Consider the following 13,857-nt stretch of genomic DNA (forward strand, 5'->3'; position numbering starts at 1 on the left):
AAAACGACCTGCATTGTTTTTGTCGACAGCATGCACAGGGACGTTAATGCCGGAGTAGCCAGGCGACTATTATGACCAAATACAGCCTGCGGGCGCGAATGATGATTTTAATTCTGGCACCCACGCTGATGGTTGGCCTGCTGCTCAGCTCATTTTTTGTGGTGCACCGCTACAATGAACTGCAGCGCCAGGTTATCGATGCCGGAGCCAATATCATTGAACCGCTGGCGATCTCCAGCGAATACAGCATGACCTGGCACAATCGTGACGCCATGCGTGAACTGGTCAGCCTGCTGCACCGCCGCCATTCCGGCATCGTCCGGGCGATCTCGGTGTTTGATAATCACAACCAGCTCTACGTCACCTCCAATCACAAGCAGAACCTCAGCCTGCTGCAACAGGATGATATCCGCGCCCTGCCCGACGATGTCTCCATGGAACGTCACGGCAACGTATTGATTCTGCGCACACCGATCACCACCGAGCGTTACGATGTGGATGAATTGCCGGACGAAGATGCCAAGCCGTCGGGAAATCCGCTGGGCTACGTGGCGATAGAACTGGATCTGCAGTCGGTGCGCCTGCAGCAGTATAAAGAGGTGTTTGTCGCCACGCTGATGCTGCTCTTCTGCCTCTGCCTGGCCATGCTGTTTGCCTATCGTCTGATGCGTGATGTCACCGGCCCGATCCGCAATATGGTCACCACCGTTGACCGCATCCGTCGCGGCCAGCTCGACAGCCGCGTTGAGGGATACATGCTGGGTGAACTCAGCATTCTGAAAAACGGGATTAATGCGATGGCGATGTCGCTGACCGCCTATCACGAAGAGATGCAGCACAATATCGATCAGGCGACCTACGATCTGCGAGAGACGCTGGAACAGCTGGAGATTCAGAACGTTGAGCTGGATCTGGCGAAGAAACGCGCCCAGGAAGCGGCGCGTATCAAATCTGAGTTTCTGGCCAATATGTCGCATGAGCTGCGGACGCCGCTAAATGGCGTGCTGGGCTTTACCCGGCAGATGCTGAAAACCCAGCTGCGCACCACCCAGCGCGACTATATGCAGACCATTGAACGTTCAGCCAATAACCTGCTCAGTATTATCAATGACGTGCTCGATTTCTCGAAGCTGGAAGCGGGCAAACTGATGCTGGAGGCGATCCCCTTCCCGCTGCGTGCCACACTGGATGAAACGCTGGTGCTGCTGGCCCCGTCGGCGCATGACAAAGGGCTGGAGCTGACGGTGGTGTGTGACAGCAGCGTGCCGGACAACGTGATTGGCGATGCGCTGCGCCTGCAACAGATTCTGATTAACCTGATCGGTAACGCCATCAAGTTTACCGAGAAAGGGTATATCGGCCTGCGTGTCGGACAGCGGGTGATTACGCAGTCGCGCGTCGAGCTGGAGATTCAGGTTGAAGATAGCGGCATCGGCATCTCTGAGCAGCAACAGACACAGCTGTTCCAGGCGTTCCGTCAGGCTGACGCCAGCATTTCGCGCCGTCATGGCGGCACCGGGCTGGGGCTGGTGATCACCCAGAAACTGGTGCGGGAGATGGGCGGCGAAATCACCTTCAGCAGTCAGCCGGACAAGGGCTCCACCTTTGTGATTCGCGTGCAGCTGGATCTCAATCCCAATGCGCCCGGCATGCCACGCGTGCTGGATGCGCTGTCACATGCGCGCATTGCCTATGTTGAAGCGGATGCTAACGTTGCCAGCGCAGCACTGGAGATGTTAAGCGCCACACCATTGCAGATCGATTACAGCGAAACGCTGGAGGGTTTAAAAGCGTCTCACTATCCGCTGCTGCTGATGGCGATGCCGGTCGACATCAGTCAGCCCGAGCTGCTCAATGAACGCATGATTAATGCGCTGCTGGATCGGGCCGACAACGTGCTGATGGCGCTCCCCAGCCCGATGATGTTGCTGGCGGATGAACTGAAGGTACGCGGCATCGACGGTTGCATCGCTAAACCGATCTCCCTGACGCGACTCCTGCCGATGTTACTGGATCTGCATACCCGTCAGATCAGTGAACTGCCGCTTTCACCCCGGCTGCCGCTGACGGTGATGGCGGTGGATGATAATCCCGCCAACCTCAAGCTGATTGGCGCGCTGCTGGAGGAGCAGGTGCAGAACATCCTGCTGTGCAGCAGCGCCGAACACGCCATCCGCGAAGCACGTCAGCAGTCGCTGGATGTGATTCTGATGGATATTCAGATGCCGGACATCGATGGCATTCGCGCCAGCGAAATTATCCGCAGCATGCCGCATCATGCCAGTACACCGATTGTGGCGGTCACCGCCCATGCAATTGATGGCGAGCGTGAGCAATTGATCAAGGCGGGCATGAATGACTATCTTGCCAAACCGATTGATGAGAGCAAGTTAAGACAGTTGCTGGCGCGCTATACGCCACCACCGGTGGTCACCGTGCCGGAACTGCTGCCAATATTACCCACGCTGGACTGGCAACTGGCGCTGCGACAGGCGGCGAACAAAGCCGATCTCGCGCGCGATCTGCTGCGGATGCTGCTGGAATTTTTACCGGAAGTGCATGCGAAGATGGCGCAGTTTATGTCGACCAATGAGGTCAACGCCTTGCGTGAGATTATTCACAAGTTGCACGGCAGTGCCAGCTACAGCGGCGTGCCGCGCATGAAGCAACTCTGCCATCAGCTGGAAAGAGAGCTGCTGGAGGCCAGCGATATCGCTGCGCTGGAGCCGGAACTGCTGGAGCTGCAGGATGAGATGGAGAACGTCGCCCGAGAAGCCCGCCAGCTGTTAGGGATTGGATAAGGCTGGCGGTGAATTAAACCCGGCCGATGTGGAGTGGCCGGGTAATGCTGGTGGTTAGTTAAACCCGGCCAGCTTTAACGTGGCTGCCACATTACGCGCCGTCATCTCAACATTCTTTCCGGCGCTGGCGAGAGCCTCATCCAGCGTACAGATGCTGTAGAGCACGCTGAATACCGCATCGATCCCGTGCTGATGCACCACGCCGACATCGGCCGTCAGACTTCCGGCGATGCCAATCACCGGCTTATTAAAGCGCTTTGCCACGCTGGCGACCCCGATCGGCACCTTGCCATTAATACTCTGGCTGTCGATACGCCCTTCACCGGTAATTACCAGGTCAGCATCTTTTACCTCTTCAGCCAGCCCCAGCGCTTCAGTAACAATCTCAATGCCGCGTCGCAGCTCCGCCTGACAAAAGGCGTGCAGCGCCGCCCCCATACCGCCCGCTGCGCCGCCGCCCGGAATATGCAGCACATCAATATCGAGATCGCGGTGAATAATCGCGGCGTAATGGGCCAGCGCCTGATCGAGCTGCTGCACCAGCGCCGGTGTCGCCCCTTTCTGCGGGCCGAAAATGGCCGATGCACCCTCTTTGCCCGTCAGCGGATTCGTGACGTCACAGGCCACTTCAATGCGGCACTGATGAATGCGGGTGTCCAGCGCGTCAATATCGATGCTGGCAAGATCGGCGAGTGCACCGCCACCGTGACCGATCTCGCAGCCCTGGTCGTCCAGCAGCCGGGCGCCCAGCGCCTGCATCATGCCGGCTCCGCCATCATTGGTGGCGCTGCCGCCGATACCAATGATGATGTGGCCGACCCCCTTATCCAGCGCATGTCTGATCAACTCGCCGGTGCCAAATGAGGTCGTTATCAGCGGGTCACGCTGCGATGCAGGCACCCGCTCCAGTCCACTGGCCGCTGCCATTTCGATATAGGCGGTGGACTCATCGCCGGACAGGCCATAGAAGGCGTCGACCTCTGTACCCAGCGGCCCCGTCACCTTCAGCCTGACGATTTTTCCCTTCGTCGCCGCCACCATCGCTTCTACCGTTCCTTCACCGCCGTCGGCGACCGGTATTTTCACGTAATGCGCATCGGGAAAGATGTCACGGAAACCCGCTTCAATCGCCGATGCCACATCCAGGGCGGATAAACTCTCTTTATATGAATCCGGTGCGATTACGATTTTCATAGGCAATCCGAGCGCAGTTGAGTAATTGAAACGGCTCTGAACCAGTCCGGTTTCCGCAGAGACCGACACCGGGTTTTAGCGGGCGATTTCAACCTTCGCTAACTTCTCATAATAGCAGGCCAGCGCGCTGTGGTCGGCGCTACCCTGCCCGTCGTTACGCAGCGCCTGCATCATCTCCATCACCGCCGCCGTCAGCGGCAGATGCGCGCCGATGCTGTGCGAGGTATCCAGCGCGTTCGCCAGATCTTTGATATGCAGGTCAATGCGGAAGCCGGGTTTGAAGTTGCGATCCATCACCATGGGCGCTTTGGCATCCAGTACCGTACTGCCGGCCAGGCCGCCACGAATCGCCTGATAGACCAGATCCGGATTCACACCCGCTTTGGTCGCCAGTGATAACGCCTCGGACATCGCCGCAATATTCAGCGCCACAATCACCTGGTTGGCCAGCTTAGTCACGTTACCCGCACCGATGTCGCCGGTATGCACCACCGATCCCGCCATCGATTTCATGATGTCGTAGCAGGTATCGAACACCGCTTTATCACCGCCGACCATCACAGAGAGCGTGCCTTCGATCGCTTTAGGTTCACCGCCACTGACCGGCGCATCCAGCATTTTGATCCCTTTTTCTGCCAGCGCATCGTGGACTTCACGGCTCGCCAGCGGCGCAATTGAGCTCATGTCGATGACCACCAGGCCTGGCTTCGCCCCTTCGATAATGCCATTTTTACCCAGGCAGACTTCGATGACCTGCGGCGAGTTGGGCACCATGGTAATCACCACATCGCACTGCTCAGCCACCTCTTTTGGCGATTTCGCCACGGTCGCGCCCAGTTCAGTCAGTTCCGCTTCGTTGTCAGCGTTATGATCGCGCACCACCAGCGAATAACCGGCTTTCACCAGATTTTTACTCATTGGTTTGCCCATAATACCCAGGCCGATAAATCCAATTTTCATTGCGTTTCCCCTTGATTGATTAGCGCTTAAATTTGTCGCATAACGCCTGAGAGGCGTTGCGGAACATACCGACATCGCTGCCGACGGCGACAAAAGTGGCACCCCACTCCAGATAACGACGCGCGTCCGCTTCCACCGGTGCCAGAATGCCGCTCGGCTTACCGGCGGCTTTGGCGCGTTCAAAAAGGTGTTTAATCACTTTCAGCACTTCAGGATGCGCAGGCTGACCGAGATAGCCCAGCGCAGCAGAGAGATCGCCCGGCCCGACAAAAATACCGTCGACACCGTCAACCGCCGCGATGGCGTCAATGTTGTCGACCGCCTGCTGGGTTTCGATCTGCACCAGCACCGTGACGTTGTCATTGATGGTGCTGTTGTAATCCGGCAGGGTGCCGTACATGTTGCTGCGATGCGAAACTGAGACACCGCGAATGCCGGCTGGCGGATAGCGCGTTGAAGCGACGGCACGCACTGCTTCCTCTTCGGTCTCGACAAATGGCACCAGGAAGTTGTTAAACCCGATATCCAGCAGACGCTTAATGATCACCGGCTCGTTGCAGGGCGGACGCACCACGGGCGCACTGTGGCTGCCTTTAAGCGCCATCAGTTGCGGCACAAACGTGGTGATATCGTTGGGCGCGTGTTCGCCATCCAGGACCAGCCAGTCAAAACCGGCCAGCCCTAAAATCTCGGTTGAGATCGGGCTGGCAAGCGCACACCAGCTGCCGATCAGGGTTTCACCCGCTAACAAACGACGACGAAATCCATTTGGCCAGGCTGCATTACTCATGGTTAAACTCCTGTGACGATGGCTCCCCGTGGGAAGCCGAAAAGGTTAACGTACCAGGCAGGGACGTTTGTTGTCGTAGGTCCATCCCGGTACTAAAAATTGCATCGCTTCGGCATCGTCACGCGCGCCCAGCCCCTGCTTCTGATAGAGCGCGTTGGCCTGCATCACCTGATCCATATCCAGCTCGACGCCGAGACCGGGCTTCTGCGGTACCTGCACCATGCCGCCTTTGATCTGGAATGGCTCTTTGGTCAGGCGCTGATTGCCCTCCTGCCAGATCCAGTGGGTATCAATGGCGGTGATCGCGCCCGGCGCGGCAGCGGCGACGTGGGTGAACATCGCCAGCGAAATGTCGAAGTGGTTATTGGAGTGCGAGCCCCATGTCAGGCCGAAGTCGTGACACATCTGTGCTACCCGCACCGAACCCTGCATGGTCCAGAAGTGCGGATCCGCCAGCGGAATGTCCACCGACTGCAGCGACAGGGTATGGCCCATCTGACGCCAGTCGGTGGCGATCATATTGGTGGCGGTTGGCATGCCGGTGGCGCGGCGGAACTCCGCCATCACTTCACGGCCGGAGTAACCCTGCTCCGCGCCACAGGGATCTTCTGCGTAGGCGAGCACATCTTTGAGATGTTTGCCGAGCATGATCGCCTCGTTGAGCGACCAGGCCCCGTTGGGATCAAGGGTGATACGGGCTTCAGGAAAACGCTTAGCCAGCGCTGTGACCGCTTCGGCCTCTTCGCCGCCGCGCAGTACGCCGCCTTTGAGTTTGAAATCGTTGAAACCATATTTCTCATACGCCGCTTCCGCCAGCCGCACCACCGTCTCCGGGGTTAGCGCTTCTTCGTGGCGCAGGCGATACCAGTCGCAGGGATCGCTCTCCTGGCTCTGGTAAGAGAGGGACGTTTTGCGGCGGTCGCCGATGTAGAAGAGATAACCGAGCATCTCAACGCGGTCGCGCTGCTGTCCGTCGCCCAGCAGCGAGGCCACATTAACCTCCAGATGCTGACCCAGCAGGTCGAGCAGCGCCGCTTCAATGCCGGTCACCACATGAATAGTGGTGCGCAGATCGAAGGTCTGGGTGCCGCGCCCGCTGGCATCGCGGTCGGCGAAGGTGCTGCGCACCAGGCTGAGAATGTTTTTGTATTCGCCCACGGTTTTGCCAATCACCAGCGACGCTGCATCTTCCAGCGTCTGGCGGATTTTTTCGCCGCCCGGGATTTCGCCGACGCCGGTGTGTCCGGCGTTATCTTTGATAATCACAATGTTGCGGGTAAAGAATGGCGAGTGAGCGCCGCTGAGGTTCAGCAGCATGCTGTCGTAGCCTGCGACCGGAATAACCTGCATGGCGGTGACTTTCGGTGTTGAACTCATCTCCTGCTCCTTATGCTGTTGCACGGCCAAATGCCGGGCGTTTGCGATCAAATGTCCAGCCGGGGACCAGATATTGCATCGCCGTAGCGTCGTTACGCGCACCGGCGGGCAGTGACTGATAAAGCTGATTGGCTTTGTTTACCTGCTCCCAGTCGAGCTCAATGCCCAGACCCGGCGCATCCGGTACGGCAATTTTCCCGTTGCGGATTTGCAGCGGATTTTTCGTCAGGCGCTGATCGCCCTCCTGCCAGATCCAGTGGGTATCAATCGCGGTAGGATTACCTGGCGCCGCCGCACCCACATGGGTGAACATCGCCAGCGAAATATCGAAGTGGTTATTGGAGTGGCAGCCCCAGGTGAGGCCCCACTCATCGCAGAGCTGCGCGACCCGCACGGCGCCGCTCAGCGTCCAGAAGTGAGGATCCGCCAGCGGAATATCGACCGCATTGAGCATCACCGCGTGATTCATCTCTCGCCAGTTGGTGGCGATCATATTGGTGGCCACCGGTAAGCCGGTTGCGCGCCGGAACTCGGCCATCACTTCACGTCCCGAATAGCCCTGCTCCGCGCCGCACGGATCTTCGGCGTAGCTCAGCACATCCTGCATCCCTTTACACAGCGCTATCGCCTCGTCCAGCAGCCAGGCGCCGTTCGGGTCGACCGTAATGCGGGCGTCGGGAAAGCGCTGCTTCAGCGCCGCCGCGGTGGCAATCTCCTGCTCGCCCGGCAACACGCCGCCTTTGAGCTTAAAATCTTTGAAGCCATATTTATCCTGCGCCGCCTCAGCCAGCCGCACCACGGCATCGCTGGTCAGCGCTTCCTGATGACGCAGGTGATACCAGTCGTGGCTGGCCTGCTCACCACTCAGATAGGGCAGATCGGTCTTGCGGCGGTCGCCGAGATAGAACAGATAGCCCAGCACCGTCACTTCATCACGCTGTTTACCTGGCCCCAGCAGTTCAGCCACCGGTACGCCCAGACACTGTCCCAGCAGATCGAGCAGCGCCGCTTCCAGCGCCGCTACCGCGTTGACCCGCAACTCAAAAGTCCAGGCACCGTTGCCGAAGGTGGTGAAGTCAGCCGACTGATTGCCTTTGTGCACCTGCTGCACCAGACGGTTCATTCGCGCAATCTGCTGGCCTTTCACCTGCGGAATCGCCTCTACCAGCGTCTGATAGATGGTGTCGCCGCCGGGGGCTTCACCGACGCCGGTGTGACCGGCGCTGTCGGTGAGAACCACAATATTGCGGGTAAAACAGGCGTTGTGCGCACCGCCAATATTGAGCAGCATGCTGTCATAGCCGGCGACCGGGATAACCTGCATCTCAGTAATCACCGGCGAACTTTGCGTATTCATAATGCATCCTTACCGGGCCAGGTTTTCAGTTCGACACGTTTGATATCGCCCGCGATCACCAGGAAGCTGAATGCGGCGACAAAGGCGTGAATACCGACATAGATCAGCGCGCCTTCAAAGGAGCCGCTGGTGGCGATGATGTAACCGATGGCGATAGGCGTCACGATGCCAGAGAAGTTACCGAACATGTTGAACAGACCGCCGCTCAGGCCACTGATCTCTTTCGGCGCGGTATCTGCCATCACCGCCCAGCCCAGCGCACCGATGCCTTTACCAAAGAACGCCAGTGCCATGAAGAACACCACCACCCATTCGGTATCGGTGTAGTTACACATCACCATCGAAATAGAGAGCAGCATGCCGAGCACGATCGGTGTTTTACGCGCGATATTCAGCGAGCCGGTTTTACGCATCAGCCAGTCGGAGATCACCCCACCCAGTACGCCGCCGAGGAAGCCGCACACCGCCGGAATCGAGGCAATAAAGCCCGCTTTGAGAATCGACATGCCGCGCGCCTGTACCAGATAGACCGGGAACCAGGTGATAAAAAAGTAGGTTAAGGCGTTAACGCAGTACTGACCGAGGTAGATACCCAGCATCATGCGTGACGTCAGCAGCTGTTTGATCTGGAACCACTTCTCGCTCCAGCTCACTTTGCGGCTATCCTTTTTGACATCCATGTTGATCAGCGCACCGCCCTGCTCCATGTACTCCAGTTCGGCTTTATTCACGCCAGGGTGATCGGTGGGATCGTGGATCACTTTCAGCCAGATGAAGCTGAGGATGATGCCCAGGCCGCCCATAAACCAGAACACGTGCGCCCAGCCCACGGAAGAGACCAGCCAGCCCATGATGGGCGCGAAGATAACGGTGGCGAAGTATTGGGCCGAGTTGAAGATCGCCACGGCCGTGCCGCGCTCCTGCGCCGGAAACCAGGCCGCGACGATGCGGCTGTTGCCAGGGAAAGAGGGCGCTTCGGCCAGTCCCACCAGGAAGCGCAGAATAAACAGCGACATGATGATGCCGAAGCCGCTGAACAGATCGACGAACCCTTGCAAAAAGGTAAAGAGCGACCAGGTAAAGATGCTCCAGAAATAGACGCGTTTTGAGCCGAAGCGGTCAAGCAGCCAGCCGCCCGGAATCTGACCAATAACATACGCCCATGAGAAGGCTGAGAAGATATAGCCGAGTCCGACCGAATCGAGGCCAATATCTTTTGACATCGCCGAACCGGCAATCGAAATCGTTGCGCGGTCACCGTAGTTGAATGAGGTGACGATAAATAACATCACCACAATCCAGTAACGGGCATTGGTGCGTTTCTGCACCGTTTCCGCGGTCTGGCTGAAACTATTCATGATGCACTCCTGAAATATAGCGTGAGCTACATTCGCTCTGACTGCATACACATCGCGTTGGGTATCAGAGAGAAGTTGGGTTAAACACGGCGATCTTTTTGTTTTGGCAAACTTTATTTATCCATCCGGTGTCTGGCAGCCGCGGCGGTTAATAACTCCAGGCAACCTCTTTCGGATGAATAATACGTCGTGACAGATAACCTGACTTTGGCTAACGGAACTCAGTATAAGAACAGCCTGAGGCGATCACATTGGCGCATCGCCCTGGAATAATCGCCTTATTGAAGTGATTGTCTTGCGGATGCACAAAAGCCTGCGGTATAGCTCACGAAAGTGGCAAATACCCGTGCAAAATCCGCCCCGGATAACGCTTTCCCCCGCTGTTTGTGAGGGTCTTCACTTGCTTTTGGATAATCGACCCAAAACAGCGAGACGAATTGCCTTAATGGTGGTCATTTGCACAATGCGCGACCCGCCCCGCCTCCCTATACTGAAGCTGGCAAACAAGGGCGTGACAGGTCAGATCATTACAGCGTGCCGCACAAGTACGGTACGACAGACGGGAAGGTGAGCGATGAACCCAAAAACAGATGAACAACCGCTCTATATCAAAGTCCATGAGCACGACAATGTGGCGATTGTGGTTAACAGCCTCGGTCTGCCAGCCGGTACGCAGTTTGCGGATGGCCTGACCCTCACAGAGCATGTGCCGCAGGGCCACAAAGTGGCGCTGAGCGCGATTAATCAGGGTGCAGAGATCGTGCGTTATGGCGAAGTCATTGGCTATGCATTGCGGGATATTGCCCAGGGCAGCTGGATTGATGAGTCACTGGTCGCGCTGCCGGAAGCCCCTCCGCTGGAGAGTCTGCCGTTAGCTACTCAGGTTCCACCTGATTTGCCGCCGCTGGAGGGCTATACCTTTGAAGGTTACCGCAATGCGGATGGCAGCGTAGGCACGCGTAACCTGCTCGGCATCACCACCAGCGTCCACTGCGTGGCCGGTGTGGTGGATCATGTCGTACAGATCATTGAACGGGATTTACTGCCGCGCTATCCGAACGTGGATGGTGTGGTTGCCCTGAACCACCTTTATGGCTGTGGTGTGGCGATCAACGCACCGGCGGCGGTCGTGCCGATTCGCACCATTCATAACCTGGCGCTGAATGCGAATTTCGGCGGCGAAGTGATGATCGTCAGCCTCGGCTGTGAAAAGTTACAGCCAGAGCGTCTGCTGACTGGCACCCCCGACGTGCAGGCGATTTCGCTGGACGAACATGACATCGTGCGTCTGCAGGATGAAAAGCTGGTGGGCTTTGGCGCGATGGTCAATGAGATTCTGCAGGTGGCGGAGCGTCATCTCCAGCGGCTGAATCAGCGCCAGCGCGAAACCTGCTCTGCAGCAGAACTGATTGTCGGCATGCAGTGTGGTGGCAGCGATGCGTTTTCGGGCGTGACGGCAAATCCTGCAGTGGGCTTTGCCTCTGATCTGCTGGTGCGTTGCGGTGCCACCGTGATGTTCTCCGAAGTCACTGAAGTGCGTGATGCGATTCACCTGCTGACGCCGCGGGTGATTAATCAGGAAGTCGGTAAGCGCTTACTGGAGGAGATGGCCTGGTATGATAATTACCTCGACCAGGGCCAGACCGATCGCAGCGCTAACCCGTCGCCGGGCAATAAGAAAGGCGGGCTGGCGAACGTGGTGGAAAAAGCGCTTGGCTCGATCGCAAAATCGGGACGCAGCGCCATTGTTGAAGTGCTCTCGCCCGGCCAGCGGCCCACGCGACGCGGATTGATCTACGCGGCCACGCCCGCCAGCGATTTTGTCTGCGGTACACAGCAGCTGGCATCCGGTATCACCCTGCAGGTGTTTACTACTGGTCGCGGTACGCCTTACGGTCTGGCCGCGATTCCGGTGATCAAGATGGCGACGCGTAATGCGCTGGCAGAGCGCTGGCACGATCTGATGGACATCAATGCCGGGACGATTGCTACCGGTGAAGAGAGTATTGAGCAGGTGGGCTGGCGACTGTTTGAATTGATTCTGGATATCGCCAGTGGCAGGAAGCAGACCTGGTCCGATCGCTGGGGCATTCGTAATCAGCTGGCGGTGTTTAACCCGGCGCCTGTCACCTGACAGTGCACTCAACGGATATCGCCGTGCGCACACTACAGGCTTATCTCTGTTAAGGCAGAGATAAGCCTGGCCTTGCAATCAGAGCTGCGCGCCCCAGGCTTCAACCCACGGCGAGGTAACCGCCTCCGGTTCCGGATTTTCAGTGGCATCAACCAGTAACACCTCACCAACCCGCTGAGCGCCCTGCTCCTGCAGCAGCGCGTCAAAGGTTTTACCCGCGCCACAGAAATGGTCATAGCTGCTGTCACCCAGCGCAATCACGCCATAGCGCAGCGCGGGCTGATGACCGAGCTGATCTTTAATCGCATGGAACAGACCTGAAATCGTGTCGGGAAAATCGCCATGCCCGGTAGTAGAAGTGACAATTAACGCCACGTCGCTGGCATAGTTTTGCCAGTCAGCCAGCGTCGGATCGTCAAACACCGTTACGCTGTGCCCCTGCTGCTGCAGAATGGGCTCTGCTTCTTCCGCGACCAGTAGCGCATTGCCATATACCGTACCTACAAAAATGCCAATCTTTGCCATCTGCTTTCTCCCTTATTCTGAAACGTTATCCTGTCCTGGCGCTGCGTCAAACTCAACCCGCGGCACCTCAGGAATGCGATCCTGCCAGCCAAACTGGTTCATCAGGTTCTGCCAGACGCCTTCCAGTCCGGCGCGAAGCAGCAACGGTTCACCGGTTACCGGATGAGTTAATGCCAGGCTGCTGGCGTGCAGCATCAGGCGGTTAGCGCCAAAATGTTCGGCAGCACCCCGGTTCTGACGCAGATCGCCGTGCGCCGAATCGCCAATAATCGGATGACGCAGATGTGACATATGACGACGCAGCTGATGCTTGCGACCGGTTTTAGGAGCCAGTTCAACCAGGCTATAACGCGAAGTGGGATAACGGCCAATGCCGACCGGCATCTCGACCGTTGCCAGTGACTGATAATCGGTGACCGCGGGCTGTGCGGTGCGCGCTTCCGTGGCGTGTTTATCGGCAATTTTATCCAGCTCTTCCACCAGCGGATAATCGAGCGTCCCGCTGCTCTCCAGCCAGCCGCGAACCACAGCGTGGTAGGTTTTCTGCATCTGGTGCTGTTCAAACTGCAGGGAAAGCAGACGTCCGACTTCACTGGAGAGCCCCATCAGCAGTACCCCTGACGTGGGCTTGTCGAGACGATGCGCCGTAAACACATGCTGTCCAATCTGATCACGAACGGTCTGCATCACAAACACCGTTTCATGGCGATCCAGCCAGCTGCGATGAACCAGCCAGCCGCTGGGCTTGTTGACGGCAACCAGCCACTCATCCTGATAGAGTATCTCCAGCATCAGTGGGCAGCATCCGTGATTAACGCATCAAGTTGACGCAGGATCAGCAACAGCGGCGCAATACCCGGCTGGTCAGGCACCAGAGCCACCTCATAATAGGGAGCCACGGCAAAATTTTGTGGTAACGGATGTCGGGCCGCAATCAGGGCATGCATCCGCGGGACTAACACCCACTGGAGCCACTGCAGCGGCTCCAGCGTATCCAGGCAAAAGGGTTCGCGGCTCTCGAGCGCCCCCTCGGCCGGCGGGGTACTCTGCCAGAGATGATGCTCACGCATCACCGCTTCCAGTTGTTCCAGCCGTTGCGTAATCAATTGTTCATGCGCCATGCGCCACCTCCGCGAGCAGTCAAAAATGGGCGGCAAGCATATCACTTGTTGGCACAGGCACAAAAAAAGGGAGCACTGTATAAACAGTGCTCCCGGTTCGTTTGCAGCCATCCCGCCACGTTAATGCTCCCTGCTCTTCCATGACAACTTGTCCAGTGCGAACTCCTGTCGCGCATCGTCCTGATGTATCCTTAGCATCCTGGCCCACCACCTCTTCTGAGGGGGTTCTCATTCTCCATC

The 13,857-nt window shown here is 57.7% G+C and carries 11 protein-coding genes; 2 read left to right on the forward strand and 9 right to left on the reverse strand.

Going from position 1 to position 13,857, the window contains the following annotated elements:
• Nucleotides 1-71 precede the first annotated feature (71 nt).
• On the forward strand, nucleotides 72-2,801 hold the full coding sequence (gene barA / locus ACMGGP_RS14030; RefSeq protein WP_010248580.1) for a two-component sensor histidine kinase BarA: 2,730 nt from the start codon (nucleotides 72-74) through the stop codon (nucleotides 2,799-2,801).
• 54 nt (nucleotides 2,802-2,855) lie between these two features.
• Here the strand turns inward: barA and ACMGGP_RS14035 are convergent, their stop codons facing one another.
• The 6 genes from ACMGGP_RS14035 to ACMGGP_RS14060 all read right to left on the reverse strand — a co-directional run bounded on the left by ACMGGP_RS14035 (nucleotide 2,856) and on the right by ACMGGP_RS14060 (nucleotide 9,837).
• Nucleotides 2,856-3,995: a glycerate kinase gene (locus tag ACMGGP_RS14035; protein WP_033758769.1), complete on the reverse strand. Its 1,140-nt coding sequence runs from the start codon at nucleotides 3,993-3,995 to the stop codon at nucleotides 2,856-2,858.
• A 75-nt stretch (nucleotides 3,996-4,070) separates the two neighbouring features.
• Nucleotides 4,071-4,955 (reverse strand): 2-hydroxy-3-oxopropionate reductase, encoded by an 885-nt coding sequence (garR, locus tag ACMGGP_RS14040; RefSeq protein WP_010248583.1) that lies wholly within the window; start codon nucleotides 4,953-4,955, stop codon nucleotides 4,071-4,073.
• A gap of 19 nt (nucleotides 4,956-4,974) precedes the next feature.
• Nucleotides 4,975-5,745 (reverse strand): 2-dehydro-3-deoxyglucarate aldolase, encoded by a 771-nt coding sequence (garL, locus tag ACMGGP_RS14045; RefSeq protein WP_498798570.1) that lies wholly within the window; start codon nucleotides 5,743-5,745, stop codon nucleotides 4,975-4,977.
• Nucleotides 5,746-5,790: 45 nt separating this feature from the next.
• A complete protein-coding gene (gene gudD, locus ACMGGP_RS14050) occupies nucleotides 5,791-7,122 on the reverse strand; it encodes a glucarate dehydratase (RefSeq protein ID WP_498798571.1) in 1,332 nt (443 codons plus the stop codon).
• 10 nt (nucleotides 7,123-7,132) lie between these two features.
• Nucleotides 7,133-8,479 (reverse strand): enolase C-terminal domain-like protein, encoded by a 1,347-nt coding sequence (locus ACMGGP_RS14055; protein ID WP_187493121.1) that lies wholly within the window; start codon nucleotides 8,477-8,479, stop codon nucleotides 7,133-7,135.
• Entirely contained in the window at nucleotides 8,476-9,837 is a 1,362-nt protein-coding gene (locus ACMGGP_RS14060; protein ID WP_010248591.1) for an MFS transporter, read from the reverse strand. The genes ACMGGP_RS14055 and ACMGGP_RS14060 overlap by 4 nt, the downstream gene beginning before the upstream one ends.
• A gap of 574 nt (nucleotides 9,838-10,411) precedes the next feature.
• On the opposite strand from ACMGGP_RS14060, the gene garD reads away from it, so the two are divergent.
• Nucleotides 10,412-11,971: a galactarate dehydratase gene (gene garD / locus ACMGGP_RS14065; RefSeq protein ID WP_061703060.1), complete on the forward strand. Its 1,560-nt coding sequence runs from the start codon at nucleotides 10,412-10,414 to the stop codon at nucleotides 11,969-11,971.
• 78 nt (nucleotides 11,972-12,049) lie between these two features.
• Here garD and ACMGGP_RS14070 read toward each other — a convergent pair whose 3' ends face one another.
• Genes ACMGGP_RS14070 through ACMGGP_RS14080 form a run of 3 tightly spaced genes read right to left on the reverse strand, consistent with a single transcriptional unit; the run spans nucleotide 12,050 to nucleotide 13,617 of the window.
• Complete coding sequence (locus ACMGGP_RS14070) at nucleotides 12,050-12,496, reverse strand: flavodoxin (RefSeq protein ID WP_010248594.1); 447 nt, start codon at nucleotides 12,494-12,496, stop codon at nucleotides 12,050-12,052.
• Nucleotides 12,497-12,508: 12 nt separating this feature from the next.
• Nucleotides 12,509-13,288 (reverse strand): tRNA pseudouridine(65) synthase TruC, encoded by a 780-nt coding sequence (gene truC / locus ACMGGP_RS14075; protein WP_498798572.1) that lies wholly within the window; start codon nucleotides 13,286-13,288, stop codon nucleotides 12,509-12,511.
• Complete coding sequence (locus ACMGGP_RS14080) at nucleotides 13,288-13,617, reverse strand: YqcC family protein (RefSeq protein WP_498798573.1); 330 nt, start codon at nucleotides 13,615-13,617, stop codon at nucleotides 13,288-13,290. Before ACMGGP_RS14080 ends, truC begins: the two co-directional genes overlap by 1 nt.
• Nucleotides 13,618-13,857 lie beyond the last annotated feature (240 nt).

It is taken from the genome of Curtobacterium sp. BNK-1 (assembly GCF_048685235.1).
GTDB classification, from domain to species: Bacteria; Pseudomonadota; Gammaproteobacteria; order Enterobacterales; family Enterobacteriaceae; genus Pantoea; species Pantoea agglomerans.